The sequence below is a fragment of the Nocardioides nitrophenolicus genome (assembly GCF_016907515.1).
GTDB classification, from domain to species: Bacteria; Actinomycetota; Actinomycetes; order Propionibacteriales; family Nocardioidaceae; genus Nocardioides; species Nocardioides nitrophenolicus.
The window spans coordinates 106,332-120,976 of the sequence record NZ_JAFBBY010000001.1 but is presented as its reverse complement, the minus strand read 5'-3'; the positions used below and the strand labels follow the sequence as shown (position 1 = coordinate 120,976).

Genomic DNA, 14,645 nt, shown 5'->3' with positions numbered 1-14,645 from the left:
CTGATGCGAATCGCGATGCTGTCCTACCGCAGCAAGCCCCATGTCGGCGGGCAGGGCATCTACATCCGCCGGCTCACCCGCGAGCTCGTCGCGCTCGGCCACACCGTCGAGGTCTTCTCCGGCCAGCCGTACCCGGAGCTCGACGAGGGCGTGGCGCTCACCAAGGTGCCGAGCCTGGATCTCTACCGGCCCGGTGACGAGTTCCGCAACCCGCGCCCGAGCGAGTTCCGCGACCTGGTCGACGTCGAGGAGTGGCTGACCATGCGCAGCGGCGCCTTCCCCGAGCCGCTCACCTTCAGCAAGCGCGTGGTGAAGGTGCTCGCGGCCCGCCGCGACGACTTCGACGTCGTCCTCGACAACCAGACCCTGGCGATGCCGCTGCTCGGCATCGAGGACCCGGCGAAGGTCGGCCTGCCGCTCGCCGCCACGATCCACCACCCGATCACCATGGACCGGCGCATCGAGCTGGCCGCCGCGGTCTGGGCCAAGCGCAAGCAGGGCTCGCGGTGGCGCTTCGAGCTGCCCAAGATCGGCGTGTGGCGCTGGTACTCCTTCCTCGGCCAGCAGAAGCGGACCGCGCCGCGACTGCGCCGGGTGATCGTTCCGTCCGAGTCGTCCAAGCGCGACATCGTGCGCGAGTTCGAGGTGGACCCGGCTCGGATCGAGACCATCCTGCTGGGCGTCGACGACCGGTTCCGGCCACCGAGCGAGCCGCGGGTGGCCGGTCGGATCCTCGCCATGGCGAGTGCCGACGCGCCGCTCAAGGGCATCTCCGTGCTGCTGGAGGCGTTCGCCAAGCTGGTCGTCGAGCGCGACCTCGAGCTGGTCCTGGTCACCAAGCCCAAGGCGGGCGGCGTGACCGAGAGGCTGATCGACAAGCTCGGCATCGCCGAGCGGGTGTCCTTCGCCAGCGGCCTCACCGACGACGAGCTGGTCGCGCTGATGGGCTCGGCCGAGCTGGCCTGCGTGCCCTCGCTCTACGAGGGCTTCTCGCTGCCGACCGCCGAGCTGATGGCGTGCGAGACGCCGCTCGTCGTGTCCCGCGCGGGCGCGATCCCCGAGGTCGTCGGTCCCGACGGGCTGTGCGCCGACGTCATCGAGCCCGGTGACGTGGGTGCGCTGACCGCGGCCGTCGCCGCCCTGCTCGACGACCCGGCCCGCCGGGCCGCGATGGGGGCCGCGGGCCGACGCCGGGTCAAGGAGCTGTTCAGCTGGAACGCCGTCGCGGCGAGCACCGCCGCCGTGCTGGAAGACGTGATCGCCGAGTACAAGGCCGAGCAGAAGGCCTGAGGGGAACTGACATGCTGACCGTTGACTTCGACCGCCTGGGTCTCCAGGCCGGTGACCGCGTCCTCGACATGGGCGCCGGTGCCGGTCGCCACAGCTTCGAGATGTACCGCCGGGGTGCCGACGTGATCGCGTTCGACCTCGACGCCGAGGAGCTCGAGAACGTCCGCAACCTGTTCGTCGCGATGAAGGAGGCCGGCGAGGTGCCCGCGGGCGCCGAGGCCGACGTCAAGCAGGGCGACGCACTCGCGCTGCCCTTCGCCGACGGCGAGTTCGACCGGATCGTGTGCTCCGAGGTGCTCGAGCACATCCACGACGACGTCGCCGCGATCCGCGAGCTGATCCGGGTGCTGCGGCCCGGTGGCACCCTCGCGGTCACCGTGCCCCGCTGGCTGCCCGAGGTGATCAACTGGCGGCTGTCGGCCGACTACCACAACGCCGAGGGCGGCCACATCCGGATCTACACCGACCACGAGCTGGTCGACAAGGTGACCAAGGGCGGCCGGTCCAACGACGGCACCCCCGGCGACGCCATGGTGTTCGAGGGCAAGAGCTACACCCACGGACTGCACGCGCCCTACTGGTGGATCAAGTGCGCGGTCGGTGTCGAGAACGACGACCACCCGCTCGCCAAGGCGTATCACAAGCTGCTGGTCTGGGAGATCATGAAGCAGCCCAAGGCGCTCCAGCTCGCCGGCAAGGTCCTCGACCCGATGATCGGCAAGTCGATGGTGCTCTACTTCCGCAAGCCCGACGCCGCATGACCCGGGGCACCACGCCCGAGGTCCCGCTCAGCCGGCTGCCGTACGTCGAGGGCGTGCTGAGCGCCCAGCAGGTCGCCGACACCGCGGCGGCGATCGCGGCGATGCAGGAGCCGTGGGGCGCCGTCCCGTGGACCACGGGCGAGCACGTCGACATCTGGAACCACGTCGAGGCCGCGATGGCGATGCTCGTCGGCGGCCAGGTCGAGGCCGCCGAGCGCGCCTATGCCTGGGTCCCGACGATGCAGCGCGCCGACGGCTCGTGGCCGATGAAGATCGTCGCCGGGGTCGCCGACGACGAGCGGGGTGAGGTCAACATGTCGGCGTACTTCGCCGTCGGCCTGTGGCACCACTGGCTGGTGCGCCGCGACATCCGCTTCGTCGAGCGCTACTGGCCCTCGGTGCGGGCCGGGCTCGACTTCGTGGTCTCGTTGCAGGAGCCGTTCGGCGGCATCCGCTGGACGCCCGTCGACGACTTCTGCCTGCTCACCGGCAACTCCTCGATCTACCACTCGCTGCGTGCCGGCGTCGCGCTCGCCGACCTGATGGACGATCCCCAGCCCGAGTGGGAGCTCGCCGGCGGCCGCCTCGGTCACGCCGTGCGCACCCACCCGGACCGGTTCGCCGACAAGTCGACGTACTCGATGGACTGGTACTACCCGGTCCTCGGTGGCGCGGTCCGCGGCGACGCCGCCCGGGCGCTGCTCGCCCGGCGCTGGGACGACTTCGTGGTCCCCGGCCTCGGCATCCACTGCGTCGACACCAACCCGTGGGTCACCGGCGCCGAGACCTGTGAGCTCGCCATGGCCCTCGACCTGGTCGGCGATCACGGGCGCGCGCTGCAGCTCGTCCGCGACATGCAGCACCTCCGCGAGGACGACGGCCGCTACTGGACCGGCTGGGTGTACGCCGACCCGTCCCGCCCGGCTCCCGCGGACGAGCCGCGCGACGTGCACTGGCCACACGAGCACACGACCTACACCGCGGCCGCGGTCGTCCTCGCCGTCGACGCGCTGGGGGAGACCTACGGGCACGCCACGCCCGGCTCGGGGATCATGCGCGGCACCTCGCTGGCCCCGCACTTCGAGGAGATCGCGCTGGAGTGCGACTGCTCGCCGGCTCCGGTCCGCTGACGATCTGGTCCGGCCGGCGGCTCAGGTCGCGCGTTGATCAAGACCAGCCGGCGCGACATGCGCGAGCGGAGCGAGCGCCAGATCAGAACGGGTCGCCGGCCGCGCCTGAGGTCCGCTGGAGCACGCGGAGCGAACCCGTGTGGGTGACCTCGGTGAACGCGCCGGACGCGAGCGCCGGCAGGTAGATCAGCTCGTACGGCGGCCGGCCGCCGTCCGCGGGGTCGGGGAAGACGTCGTGGATGGCGAGGTAGCCGCCGGCCTGGACCCAGTGCGCCCAGCCCGCGAAGTCGGCGCGGGCCGGCTCCTCACCGTGTCCGCCGTCGATGAAGAGCAGGGAGAGCGGTGTGCGCCAGTGGGCGGCGACGGTGGTGGACTGACCGACGACGGCGATCACCTGGTCCTCGAGGCCGGCGCGGGCGATGTTCTTGCGGAACTGGCCGAGGGTGTCCATCAGCCCGAGCTCGGGATCGACGACGCTCGCGTCGTGGTGCTCCCAGCCGGCCTGGTTCTCCTCGGATCCGCGGTGGTGGTCGACGGTGAAGACGGTCCCACCGACCTGCTGCGCGGCGGCGCCGAGGTAGATCGCGGACTTCCCGCAGTAGGTGCCGACCTCGAGCGCGGGGCCGTGGGGGAGCCGCTCGAGCGCGACCCGGTGGAGCAGCGCGCCCTCGTCCTCGGGCATGAAGCCCTTGGCGGCGCGCGCGTGGTCCAGCAGGGCGGACGGCATCGTGGACGGCGTGGTGTCGGTCACCCGGCCACTCTAGTAGAGTTAGAACGCGTTCTAGTTCTGGAGGAGCATCCATGTCGATCGGCATCACCGACGAGCAGGTCGAGCTCGCGGACAGCCTGCGCAAGTGGGCCGCGAGCCTGTCTCCCCTGGCGGCGGTCCGTGCAGCCGAGGGCGACCTGGGCGCCGACTTCGCGCCGATCTGGGCCGCCATCGAGGAGATGGGCGTCCACGCCATCGCGGTCCCCGAGGCACAGGGCGGTGGCGGCGGCACGATGCTCGACCAGGCGGTGGCGCTCGAGGCCTGCGCCCACGAGCTGCTGCCCGGCGGCCTGTTGGGAGCGGCGATCGGGAGCGCGCTGGCCGGGAAGCCCGGACGACACGGCGTCCAGCTGGACACGGACGGCGTGGTCTGGGACGGCGGCACGGCCGGCGTCGGCCGCCCGCACCCCGGCATCGACCTCTCCGCGCGGCACGCGCGGGGCAGCGGCCCGGGAAGCGCTGACCCCGCCGCGCGGTCGATCGCGATCACCCTCGCCGCCGCCGAGGCCGCCGGCGTCGCGCGCTGGTGCCTGGAGACCGCGGTCGACTATGCGAAGGTCCGCGAGCAGTTCGGGCAGAGGATCGGTGCCTTCCAGGCGATCAAGCACCTGTGCGCCGAGATGCTGGAGATCGCCGAGGCGATCACCGCCGCGGCGTGGGACGCCGCGGTGGCGGCCGACGCGGCCGACGCGGAGCAGTGGGCCTTCGCCGTCGACGTCGCCCACATCACCTGCTTCGACGGAGCGGTCCAGGTCGCCAAGTCCTGCATCCAGGTGCTCGGCGGCATCGGCTTCACCCACGAGCACGACGCCCACCTCTATCTGCGCCGCGCGCTCACCCTGCGCGCCCTCGCCGGCTCCGCCGACGCCGCCGCCGAGCGGGTGACCGCGGCGGCCGTGGCCGGCGTACGGCGCCGGGTCGACGTCGACCTCGAGGGCCGCGACGCCGCGGTGCGCCCGGACGCCCGCGCCACGGCGGAGCGGATCGCCGCGCTGCCGGTGGGGGAGCAGCGCGCCGCCCTGGTCGACACGGGCTACCTGACGCCGCACTGGCCCGCGCCGTACGGGCTCGGCGCGGACCCGACCCGGCAGATCGTGATCGACCAGGAGCTGGCTCGCGCCGGCGTCGTCCGGCCCGACCTGGTGATCGCGGGCTGGGCGGTCCCGACGATCCTGGCCCACGGAACCGACGCCCAGCGCGAGCGGTTCGTGCGGCCCTCGCTGCTCGGCGAGCTCACCTGGTGCCAGCTGTTCTCCGAGCCCGGCTCCGGTTCCGACCTCGCCTCGCTGCGCACCCGCGCGGTCCGGGTCGAGGGCGGCTGGTCGCTGACCGGTCAGAAGGTGTGGACCTCGGTCGCCGAGCGGGCCGACTGGGGCATCTGCCTGGCCCGCACCGACGCCGACGTGCTGCAGCACAAGGGCATCACCTACTTCCTCGTCGACATGCACGCCCCCGGCATCGACGTGCGCCCGCTCCGCGAGATCACCGGCGAGGCGCTGTTCAACGAGGTCTTCCTCGACGAGGTCTTCGTCCCCGACGAGTGCGTCGTCGCCGAGCCCGGCGACGGCTGGCGGCTGGCCCGCACCACCCTCGCCAACGAACGGGTCGCCATGGCCGGCGCCCGGCTGACCAAGAGCGTCGAGCGGGCCGTCGAACTGGCCGCCACCCGCGGGCTCGGCCCGGTCGAGCGGGTCGCGGTCGGCCGCCAGGTCGCCCTCGCCACCGTGTGCGCCCTGCTCGGCGTCCGCACGACCCTGCGCGCCCTCGGCGGCCACGGCCCCGGCGCCGAGTCGAGCGTGGCCAAGCTGCTCGGCGTACGCAGCCGCCAGGACTCCTCCGAGCTCGTCGTCACGCTCCAGGGGGACGAGCTCGCCCTCCTCGGCCCGCTCGGCAAGGAGTCCGGCGACCCGCTCGCCGCCGATGTCTGGGAGCAGCTCAACACCCGCTGCCTGTCCATCGCCGGCGGCACGACCCAGATCCTGCGCAATGTCGCCGGGGAGCGGATCCTGGGGCTGCCGCGGTAGCTAGGCCGCCGGTGGCAGGCGCTCGAGGATGGCGGCCAGCTTGTCGTCGATGCCGTCGAGCCGGCCGTCGATGCCGTCGAGCCGGCCGTCGATGCCGTCGAGCCGGCCGTCGATGCCGCCGAGCCGGCCGTCGATGCCCTTCAGCCGGCGGTCGATGCCGTCGAGTCGACGTCCGTGCTTGATCAGCTCGGCCTGGTGCTCGGTCAACATCTCGTAGATCGACGCGATGTCGTTGGTGTTGCGGTCGACCCGGCGTTCCAGGTCGGGGTGGGGTGTGGCCATCTCATTCCTCCGAGACGAGACGAGGCGAACAGGTGCCGCGACCTTAGACCGCCCGGGCCGCTCAGGCCAGCGCGTCCTCCGCGCCTGTGGACGACCGCTCGCGGCGCCAGCCGTTCCAGTGCCAGTGCAGGTAGCGCTCGGTCGCGCGGACCAGGTGCTGGGAGCGGATCGAGGGGAAGATGTCGAAGGCGTGCTGGGCCCCGGGGAGCTCGGCGTAGGTGACCGTGCGCTTCGACGTCGCGCGCAGTGCGGCCACGAAGGCGCGCGCCTGGCCGACGTCGACGAGCGTGTCGCGGGACCCGTGGACCACGAAGAAGTCCGGTACGTCGGCCGTCACCCGCAGCAACGGGCTGGCCTGCTCGAAGACCGCTCGCTCGGAGCGGGGCGACCTCTTGAACACGACCGGTGCGAGGAACTTGTCGCGCATCAGCTCGGCGGTGCGCAGGCCGCTCGCGCCGGCAAGGTCGTAGACGCCGTAGTAGGGGACCGCGGCCTGCAGGGAGGTGTCGGCGGACTCGAAGCCGGGCTGGAACTCGGGGGCGTTCGGGGTGACCGCGGCGAGGGCCGTGAGGTGGCCGCCGGCGGAGCCGCCCGTGATCGCGATGTACGACGGGTCGCCGCCGTACTCCGCGATGTGCTCGCGGATCCACGCGATCGCCGCCTTCACGTCCACGATCTGTGCGGGCCACGGGTCGCGGGGCGCGAGCCGGTAGTTGATCGCGACGCATACCCAGCCGCGCGCGGCCATGTGCTGCATCAGCGGCAGGCCCTGCTGCTCCTTGTTGCCGATCGTCCAGCCGCCTCCGTGCACCTGCAGCAGCACCGGCGCCCCGGCGGCCGGGGTCACCTCGGAGGTGTAGACGTCGAGCATGCCCCGCCTGCCGTACGGCGCGAACGGGATGTCGCGGTGCACCTCGACTCCCGCTCGCCGGGCCGCCCGCCCGAACGCGAACGGGTTGGCCAGTCGGCGCCAGGGGGTGGCGAGGTCGGCCGGCGTCGGCTTCGCGTCGAGCTCCTCGACGTAGTCGACGCCCAGTCCCTCGACGAGAGCCGACTCGGCGTCGTCGACGGCCTGCCGGCTCTGCCGGATCAGGTAGCCGAGGCCGGCGCTCGAGAGCCCGGCCAGCGCCAGCCCGCGCCAGGAGCGGCGGGAGCCGGTGGCGTGCGCGGCGGCGTCGGCGACGGTCAGGCCGAGCAGGTGGGGCGCGAGCTCACCGGTCAGCCAGCCGGCGAAGAACGCCGGGATGCCGCTGCGGAAGCCGGGGACGGGTCGGATGGCGTTGGCGGTCAGCGCGGCGGTGATCGCCTGGCGCCGTACGAATCCCATGACCCGAGGATATCCGGCTCGTTGTGAGAAACTGATACACGTTCTAGGTCGTCATGGGGGGTAGGGAAATGGATCGTCTCTCCGGACTGGACGCGAGCTTCCTCTACCTGGAGACGCCCGCCCAGCTGATGCACGTGTGCGCGGTGATGGTGCTCGATCCCGCGACGATGACGACGCCGTACGCGTTCGCCGAGATGCAGCGCGAGATCGAGGTCCGGGTCCGCGACGTGCCGGGCTTCACCCGCAAGGTCCGCGGCGTCCCGCTCGGTCTCGACCACCCGGTCTGGGTGCGCGACAAGGCCTTCGACATCGAGCGCCACGTGCACCGCCTGGCACTGCCGACGCCCGGTGGGTACGCCGAGCTGATGGACCTGTGCGCCCACCTCGCCTCGCTGCCGCTCGACCGCTCCCGCCCGCTGTGGGAGATGTGGGTGATCGAGGGCTACCGCCCGGAGGGGGAGGGCGGCGAGAAGGTCGTGGTCTTCGCCAAGATGCACCATGCCACCGTCGACGGCGTCTCGGGCTCCAACCTGATCTCCCACCTCTGCTCGCTCGAGCCGGACGCCCCGCCGCTGGTCCCCGAGAACGCGCCCCATCCCCGCGACCCGGGGCGGGGTGAGCTGCTCGGCCGCGCCGTCATCGGTACGGCGACCCGCCCGGTCACCCTGGTCAAGGTGCTCAAGCCCTCCGCCCAGCTGGTCACCAAGAGCATCGGCCGCGCCCGCCGGGGCACCGCCATGGCCGCGCCCTTCTCCGCTCCGCGCACGTCCTTCAACGGCACCATCACCTCACACCGGTCGATCGCGATGGCCGACCTCGACCTCGACGAGATCCGCCGGATCAAGAAGGTCACCGGTACGACGGTCAACGACGTCGTCCTCGCCGTCTCCGGTGGCGCGCTGCGGGCCTATCTCGCCGAGCGTGACGAGCTGCCCGAGTCCTCCTTGCTGGCCACGGTCCCGGTGAGCGTGCGCGACAGCTCGCGACGCTCGACGGGGGCCAACAAGGTCTCCGCGCTGTTCACCAAGCTCGGCACCGACATCGACGACCCGCTGGAGCGGCTGGGGATGCTGGCCGAGCGCAACCAGCACGCCAAGGAGCACCACAACGCGATCAGTGCTGACGCGCTGCAGGACTGGGCGGAGTTCGCCGCCCCCCGCACCTTCGGTCTCGCGGTGCGCGCCTACGCCAACCTGCGCCTCGCGGAGCGGCATCCCGTCGTCCACAACCTGGTGATCTCCAATGTCCCCGGCCCGCCGATCCCGCTCTACTTCATGGGTGCCCGGATCGACGCGCTCTGCCCGCTCGGCCCGGTCTTCCACGGTGCCGGCCTCAACATCACGGTCATGTCCAACGCGGGCCAGATGCACGTCGGCGCGATCGCCTGCCGCGAGTCGATGCCCGACACCGATGCGCTGGTGCGGCACTTCCCGGCCGAGCTGGCGAGGATCAGTGCGGCGGTCGACGGCGCGGGAGGTCCCGACGCCGCGCGTTGACGGTCGCGGCCGCCTCCACGAACCTCGGCACGAACCTCTCCGCGCCGAGAACGCACCCCGCGTGCCCGTCGTCCACCTCGTGCACGGTGGCGCCCGGGATCGCACGGGCGAGCGCGAGCTGGCGCGAGGTCGGGATCACCCGGTCGCGCATCATGGCCACCACCGCCGTCGGTACGTCGATCCGCCCGAGCCAGGGCCGCGAGTGGTGCCGGCCCAGGGCGGCGAGCGCCTGCCCGACCGCCCACGGGCTGGTGGAGCGGAACTCGCGCAGCGCCCAGGCGTGCAGGTCGGTGACCTCGAGGTCGACGCCGCGCGCGGCCGCCCGGGCGGCGCGCACGGCGGTGCGCGAGCGCGACACGCCCCGCAGCGCGACCATGGTGGAGCCCATGCCGAGGAAGAAGCCGCGCTCGGCGGCGGTGAGCTGGAAGCGGTCGGTCGTCGCGCCGAGCACCAGGCCGGACACGATCGACGGATGCTGGCGCCACACCCGCTGCGCGACGATCGAGCCCATGGAGTAGCCGCCGACGATCGCCTCGTCGATCCCGAGGACACCGGCCAGGGCGGCCACGTCGTCCGCGCAGTCCGTGAGCGAGAACTCGGCGCCCTGGATGCCACGTCCGTGCCAGCGCTGGTCGAGCGTGACGACGCGGAAGCGCCGCGAGAGCGGCTCGATCGCGGGGAACCAGGTCAGCAGACCGGTCGTGCCGAGTGCGTGTAGCAGGATGATCGCGGGCGCCTCCGGGCGCGGCCCCGGCGTGTCGGTGACGTAGGTCGACCCGCCCCGTCCCGGCAGGGCCACCATCCGCCCCGGCGGGATCCGGGTCGGCGCCAGCGCCACGCGACGTCGTGCCACATCGGCCAGTGAGACGGCTCCCATGCGCGTCAGACTAGAACACGTTACAGTTTCTCCGTGGATGCAGAGGCGATCAACGCAGTACGTGCCGTCGTCGGCGAGGTGCTCGAGCGAGAGTCCGAGGCCAGGAACTGGGCGGCCTGGGCGGGCGCGGGCCTGACCTCGCTGCCCGTCCCCGAGGAGCACGGTGGCGAGGGGCTCGGCCTCCGGGAGGTCGCCGTCCTGCTCCGCGAGACCGGTCGGGCCGGAGTCCAGGTGCCGGTGTGGGAGACGCTGTGCTGCGGCGCGCTCACGCTGGCCGACCACGGCACCGACGCCCAGCGCAAGGAGCTGCTGCCCGCGATCGCCGCCGGCGAGCTGGTCGTGAGCCCCGCGCTGCGCGGCGAGGCGACCTACGCCGACGGCGTGGTCTCCGGCCGCAAGCTCGCGGTCACCCTCGCCGAGCGGGCCGGCCGGCTCCTCGTCACGGCAGCCGAGGGCGAGCGCGACGTGGTCGTGCTCGTCGACCCCGCCGGCCCCGGCGTCACCCTGCTGCCCGCCAGCGCGTCGAGTGCCGCGCCCCAGCACACCGTCGTCCTCGACGGCGCCCCGGCCGAGCCGCTCGCCGACGGTGCCGCCACGCGGCTGCGCGACCTGGCCCGCGCCGGCCTCGCCGCCACCGCGGCCGGCGTGCTGGCCGGTGCCCGCGACCTGACCGCCGACTACGTCAAGGGCCGCCGCCAGTTCGGCCGCGCGCTCGCCGAGTTCCAGGCCGTCTCGCTGCAGATGGCCGACGTCTACGTCACCTCGCGCACCCTCGACCTGGCCGCCGACAACGTCGTGTGGCGGGTCGCCGAGGGCCTGCCGTCCGACGACGACCTGGCGGTCGCCGGCTACTGGGCGAGCCAGGTGGCGCCCTATGCCCTCCGCGCCTGCCACCACCTCCACGGCGGCATGGGCGTCGACATCACCTACCCGCTCGTCGCGCTGACCACGTGGGGCACCGACCTCGCCCACGCCCTCGACACCACCGCCGCCGAGGTCCCGGTCGAGAGCGCGGAGGCGAAGAACCTCGAGCTCACCGACGACCAGCGCGCCCTCAAGGCCCGGCTGCGCGCTTACTTCGGCGGCGTCGCGGCCGAGTTCGACGGCATCCACGACCCGGATCCGGTCGAGGGCGCGTGGAACCGGCACGGGCCGACCTACGAGCGGATGATCCGCCGCCTCGGCGACGACGGTTGGATGGGAGTCGGCTGGCCGAAGGAGTACGGCGGACACGGGCTCGGCGAGATCGAGCAGACCATCTTCGCCAACGAGGCGCAGTACGCCGATGTGCACCTCCCGTCGGTCACCCTGCAGACCGTCGGGCCGACCCTGATCCGCTACGGGACGCAGAAGCAGAAGGACCTCTTCCTCGAGCGCATCCTCAAGGGCGACGTGCACTTCGCGATCGGCTACAGCGAGCCCGACGCCGGCACCGACCTCGCGTCCCTGCGGACGACGGCCAGGCTGGTCGAGGGTGACGGCGACCCGTACTACCTGGTCAACGGCCAGAAGCTGTGGACCACCGGTGGCCACCAGGCCGACTACCTCTGGCTGGCCGTGCGCACCGACCCGGACGCCCCCAAGCACAAGGGCATCTCGATCCTGATCGTGGACACGAAGGACCCGGGCTACAGCTGGACGCCGATCATCACCGCCGACGGCTCGCACCACGTCAACGCGACGTACTTCAACGACGTGCGGGTCCCGGTCGACATGCTGGTCGGGGAGGAGAACCAGGGCTGGCGGCTGATCACCACCCAGCTCAACCACGAGCGGGTCATGCTGGGGCCGGCCGGGCGGATCGAGGGGCTTCGGGACCGCGTGGTCCGCTGGGCCGACGCCGCCGGGATCCGCGACCGCTCCGACGTACGGGACCTGCTCGGCAGGACGACCGCGGTGTTCCGGATCAACGAGCTGCTCAACTGGGAGGTCGCGCGCGCCGCTGCCGCCGGCGAGATCGAGGTGGCCGACGCGTCCTCGTCGAAGGTGTTCGCCTCCGACCAGGTGCAGCACCTGCTCGCCGACCTCGTCTCGCTCGTGCACCGCCACGGCGACGCGGGAGAGCCGCAGACGAAGGAACTGCTCGACTACCTCGACGCCCAGGCCAAGCGGAACCTGGTGCTCACCTTCGGCGGCGGCGTCCAGGAGGTGCAGCGCGAGCTGATCTCGATGTTCGGCCTCGGCCTGCCGAGGGTGCCCCGATGAGCGCGCCCGAGCTGGTGGACGCCACCGTCCACGAGAAGGTGATGGCCGAGGCCGAGCGGATCAAGGGCTGGGGAGAGGCGGCCGAGCGGTTCGCCCGCGACGAGGTCAACCAGCCCACGATCAACAACTGGCTGGAGGCGATCGGCCTCGACAGCCCGCGCTTCACCGCGGGGGAGGCGCCGCCGTCGATGGCCCAGGTCTGGACCATGTACGGCCTCGGCGGACGGCCGGCTGAGGACGACCCGCTGCACGCGATGATGCGGGCGCTCACCGACGCCGGCTTCACCGCCGTCCTCGGCACCAACTGCGAGCAGTCCTATGACCGCTACCTGAAGGTGGGGGAGCGGCTGCGGGTCACCACCGCGCTCGACTCGGTCGTCGGCCCCAAGGCGACCGGGATGGGCGTCGGCTACTTCGTGACCTCGCGCAACACCTGGTACGTCGACCACCCCGACGGGCGCGGTGAGCGGGTCGCGACCATGCTCTTCCGGGTCCTCAAGTTCGTCCCGCGCGCGAAGGCCGACGCGTGAGTGGCCCGGTGCGCCCGGTCGTCAACCGGGACAACGCCTACTTCTTCGAGGGCACGGCGGCCCACGAGCTGCGCATCCAGAAGTGCAACGCCTGCGGGGTGCTGCGCCACCCGCCGGGCCCGGCCTGCCCGGACTGCGGCGCCTTCGACCGCGGCTACGTCGTGGCCGCCGGCACCGGCACGGTGTTCTCCTATCTCGTGCACCACGCCCCGCAGGTCCCCGGCAAGCAGCTGCCCCTGGTCGTCGCCCTGCTCGACCTCGACGAGGGCGTGCGGATGGTGGCCGAGATGACCGGCCCGGTCGAGATCGGCGACCGCGCGGTCGTCGGCTGGAACGTGGTCGACGACGAGCTGACCCTCCCGATCTGGACGAAGGTGGACCGATGAGCGCCGTGCTGAAGGTGGGGGACCGGCTTCCCGAGTGGAGCCTGCCCATCACCCCGACCCTGGTCGTCTCGACGGCGATCGCGACCCGGGACTTCCAGGACGTGCACCACGACCGGGACATCGCGCAGGCTGCCGGCTCGAAGGACATCTTCGTCAACATCCTCACCTCCACCGCGCTGTGCGAGCGCTACGTCACCGACTGGGCCGGGCCCGACGTGCAGATCCGGGGGATCGCGATCCGGCTCGGCGCGCCGGCGTACCCCTATGACACGTTCACCTTCAGCGGCGAGGTGACCGAGGTCGCCGACGGCGTCGCGACGATCAAGGTGGTCGGCGCGGTGTCGCTCGGCGACCACGTCGTCGGAACGGTCACGGTGGCGGCATGAGCGAGCGCACCCTCTCCGGCAAGGCCGCGATCGCCGGCATCGGCGCCACCGAGTTCTCCAAGGAGTCCGGCCGCTCCGAGCTCCAGCTCTCCGTCGAGGCCGTGCGCCACGCCCTCGCCGACTGCGGCCTCACGCCCGCCGACGTCGACGGTCTGGTCACCTTCACCATGGACACGTCGTCCGAGATCGCGGTCGCCCGCGAGCTCGGGATCCCGGAGCTGCGCTTCTTCAGCCGGATCAACTACGGCGGCGGCGCCGCCTGCGCGACCGTCCAGCAGGCCGCGATGGCCGTCGCCACCGGCGTCGCCGACGTCGTCGTCGCCTACCGCGGCTTCAACGAGCGCTCCGGCGACCGCTTCGGTCAGGTCTCCAACTGGGCGGCGGCGCAGGTCAACACCAATGGCCTCGACAACGCCTGGACCTACCCGCTCGGCCTCTCCACCCCGGCCGCCACGGTCGCCATGCAGGCGCGCCGCTACATGCACGAGTACGGCGCCACCTCGGCCGACTTCGGCGCGGTCGCCGTCGCCGACCGGCGCCACGCGGCCACCAACCCGGCCGCCTTCTTCTACGGCAAGCCGATCACCATCGAGGACCACCAGGCGTCCCGGATGATCGCCGACCCCCTGCACCTGCTCGACTGCTGCCAGGAGTCCGACGGCGCCGTCGCGCTCGTCGTCGTGTCGGCCGAGCGGGCCCGCGACCTGGCCCAGCCGCCGGCGTACGTCGCGGCGGCGGCGCAGGGCTCGGGCAGGGACCAGTTCGTGATGACGTCGTACTACCGCGACGACATCGGGATCCCGGAGATCGGCGTCGTGGGCCGCGAGCTGTGGAAGCAGTCGGGCCTCGCGCCCGCGGACCTGCCGATGGCGATCCTCTACGACCACTTCACGCCGTACGTGCTGATGCAGCTGGAGGAGCTCGGCTTCTGCGGCCGCGGCGAGGCCAAGGACTTCGTCAAGGACGGCGCCATCGAGGTCGGCGGCCGGCTGCCCATCAACACCCACGGCGGCCAGCTCGGCGAGGCCTACATCCACGGCATGAACGGGATCGCCGAGGGCGTGCGCCAGATCCGCGGCACGTCGGTCAACCCGGTCGCCGACGCGCAGCACGTTCTGGTCACCGCCGGCACCGGCGTGCCGACGAGCGGGCTGATCCTCTCGGCCTAGGAAGCGGAGGAGC

Annotated in this window: 14 protein-coding genes; 10 read left to right on the top strand and 4 right to left on the bottom strand. The window is 72.4% G+C overall.

Features of this window, described 5'->3' with window-relative positions:
* The first annotated feature begins 3 nt into the window (after window positions 1-3).
* From JOD66_RS00595 to JOD66_RS00585, 3 genes are read left to right on the top strand one after another with little or no spacing between them, the layout of a single operon-like run.
* Window positions 4-1,290 (top strand): glycosyltransferase family 4 protein, encoded by a 1,287-nt coding sequence (locus JOD66_RS00595; protein ID WP_204835029.1) that lies wholly within the window; start codon window positions 4-6, stop codon window positions 1,288-1,290.
* 11 nt (window positions 1,291-1,301) lie between these two features.
* On the top strand, window positions 1,302-2,051 hold the full coding sequence (locus tag JOD66_RS00590; RefSeq protein WP_204835028.1) for a class I SAM-dependent methyltransferase: 750 nt from the start codon (window positions 1,302-1,304) through the stop codon (window positions 2,049-2,051).
* Window positions 2,048-3,181 (top strand): prenyltransferase, encoded by a 1,134-nt coding sequence (locus tag JOD66_RS00585; RefSeq protein ID WP_204835027.1) that lies wholly within the window; start codon window positions 2,048-2,050, stop codon window positions 3,179-3,181. The genes JOD66_RS00590 and JOD66_RS00585 overlap by 4 nt, the downstream gene beginning before the upstream one ends.
* Window positions 3,182-3,263: 82 nt before the next feature.
* On the opposite strand, the gene JOD66_RS00580 is transcribed toward JOD66_RS00585, so the two are convergent.
* The gene (locus JOD66_RS00580; protein WP_307823210.1) at window positions 3,264-3,932 is read right to left on the bottom strand and encodes a class I SAM-dependent methyltransferase; all 669 of its coding nucleotides are present in this window, start codon (window positions 3,930-3,932) and stop codon (window positions 3,264-3,266) included.
* Window positions 3,933-3,982: 50 nt separating this feature from the next.
* Between JOD66_RS00580 and JOD66_RS00575 the strand changes: the two genes are divergently transcribed.
* On the top strand, window positions 3,983-5,974 hold the full coding sequence (locus tag JOD66_RS00575) for an acyl-CoA dehydrogenase family protein (RefSeq protein WP_204835026.1): 1,992 nt from the start codon (window positions 3,983-3,985) through the stop codon (window positions 5,972-5,974).
* Here JOD66_RS00575 and JOD66_RS00570 read toward each other — a convergent pair whose 3' ends face one another.
* Both JOD66_RS00570 and JOD66_RS00565 read right to left on the bottom strand, forming a co-directional pair.
* Entirely contained in the window at window positions 5,975-6,256 is a 282-nt protein-coding gene (locus JOD66_RS00570) for a hypothetical protein (RefSeq protein WP_204835025.1), read from the bottom strand.
* Between the two features lie 61 nt (window positions 6,257-6,317).
* Window positions 6,318-7,583, bottom strand: a complete 1,266-nt coding sequence (locus JOD66_RS00565) for an alpha/beta hydrolase (RefSeq protein WP_204835024.1) — start codon at window positions 7,581-7,583, stop codon at window positions 6,318-6,320.
* Between the two features lie 68 nt (window positions 7,584-7,651).
* Between JOD66_RS00565 and JOD66_RS00560 the strand changes: the two genes are divergently transcribed.
* The gene (locus tag JOD66_RS00560) at window positions 7,652-9,079 is read left to right on the top strand and encodes a WS/DGAT/MGAT family O-acyltransferase (RefSeq protein ID WP_204835023.1); all 1,428 of its coding nucleotides are present in this window, start codon (window positions 7,652-7,654) and stop codon (window positions 9,077-9,079) included.
* Here the strand turns inward: JOD66_RS00560 and JOD66_RS00555 are convergent.
* Window positions 9,033-9,956 carry an alpha/beta fold hydrolase gene (locus JOD66_RS00555; RefSeq protein WP_204835022.1) on the bottom strand — a complete coding sequence of 308 codons (924 nt, stop codon included), beginning with the start codon at window positions 9,954-9,956 and terminating at the stop codon, window positions 9,033-9,035. The genes JOD66_RS00560 and JOD66_RS00555 overlap by 47 nt on opposite strands.
* 33 nt (window positions 9,957-9,989) lie before the next feature.
* On the opposite strand from JOD66_RS00555, the gene JOD66_RS29325 reads away from it, so the two are divergent.
* Genes JOD66_RS29325 through JOD66_RS00530 form a run of 5 tightly spaced genes read left to right on the top strand, consistent with a single transcriptional unit; the run spans window position 9,990 to window position 14,632 of the window.
* Window positions 9,990-12,161, top strand: a complete 2,172-nt coding sequence (locus JOD66_RS29325; protein WP_204835021.1) for an acyl-CoA dehydrogenase family protein — start codon at window positions 9,990-9,992, stop codon at window positions 12,159-12,161.
* Window positions 12,158-12,691, top strand: coding sequence for an FAS1-like dehydratase domain-containing protein (locus JOD66_RS00545; RefSeq protein WP_204835020.1), 534 nt, complete (start codon window positions 12,158-12,160; stop codon window positions 12,689-12,691). Before JOD66_RS29325 ends, JOD66_RS00545 begins: the two co-directional genes overlap by 4 nt.
* Window positions 12,688-13,077, top strand: coding sequence for a Zn-ribbon domain-containing OB-fold protein (locus tag JOD66_RS00540; RefSeq protein WP_204835019.1), 390 nt, complete (start codon window positions 12,688-12,690; stop codon window positions 13,075-13,077). The genes JOD66_RS00545 and JOD66_RS00540 overlap by 4 nt, the downstream gene beginning before the upstream one ends.
* Window positions 13,074-13,463, top strand: a complete 390-nt coding sequence (locus tag JOD66_RS00535) for a MaoC family dehydratase (protein WP_204835018.1) — start codon at window positions 13,074-13,076, stop codon at window positions 13,461-13,463. The genes JOD66_RS00540 and JOD66_RS00535 overlap by 4 nt, the downstream gene beginning before the upstream one ends.
* Complete coding sequence (locus tag JOD66_RS00530; protein WP_204835017.1) at window positions 13,460-14,632, top strand: lipid-transfer protein; 1,173 nt, start codon at window positions 13,460-13,462, stop codon at window positions 14,630-14,632. Before JOD66_RS00535 ends, JOD66_RS00530 begins: the two co-directional genes overlap by 4 nt.
* Window positions 14,633-14,645 lie beyond the last annotated feature (13 nt).

What these genes read in the sequence shown, in the direction of transcription:
- JOD66_RS00595 (WP_204835029.1), top strand. Translation starts at nt 4, where the DNA reads ATGCGAATCGCGATGCTGTCCTACCGCAGCAAGCCCCATGTCGGCGGG.
- JOD66_RS00590 (WP_204835028.1), top strand. Translation starts at nt 1,302, where the DNA reads ATGCTGACCGTTGACTTCGACCGCCTGGGTCTCCAGGCCGGTGACCGC.
- JOD66_RS00585 (WP_204835027.1), top strand. Translation starts at nt 2,048, where the DNA reads ATGACCCGGGGCACCACGCCCGAGGTCCCGCTCAGCCGGCTGCCGTAC.
- JOD66_RS00575 (WP_204835026.1), top strand. Translation starts at nt 3,983, where the DNA reads ATGTCGATCGGCATCACCGACGAGCAGGTCGAGCTCGCGGACAGCCTG.
- JOD66_RS00570 (WP_204835025.1), bottom strand. Translation starts at nt 6,256, where the DNA reads ATGGCCACACCCCACCCCGACCTGGAACGCCGGGTCGACCGCAACACC.
- JOD66_RS00565 (WP_204835024.1), bottom strand. Translation starts at nt 7,583, where the DNA reads ATGGGATTCGTACGGCGCCAGGCGATCACCGCCGCGCTGACCGCCAAC.
- JOD66_RS00560 (WP_204835023.1), top strand. Translation starts at nt 7,652, where the DNA reads ATGGATCGTCTCTCCGGACTGGACGCGAGCTTCCTCTACCTGGAGACG.
- JOD66_RS00555 (WP_204835022.1), bottom strand. Translation starts at nt 9,956, where the DNA reads ATGGGAGCCGTCTCACTGGCCGATGTGGCACGACGTCGCGTGGCGCTG.
- JOD66_RS00545 (WP_204835020.1), top strand. Translation starts at nt 12,158, where the DNA reads ATGAGCGCGCCCGAGCTGGTGGACGCCACCGTCCACGAGAAGGTGATG.
- JOD66_RS00535 (WP_204835018.1), top strand. Translation starts at nt 13,074, where the DNA reads ATGAGCGCCGTGCTGAAGGTGGGGGACCGGCTTCCCGAGTGGAGCCTG.
- JOD66_RS00530 (WP_204835017.1), top strand. Translation starts at nt 13,460, where the DNA reads ATGAGCGAGCGCACCCTCTCCGGCAAGGCCGCGATCGCCGGCATCGGC.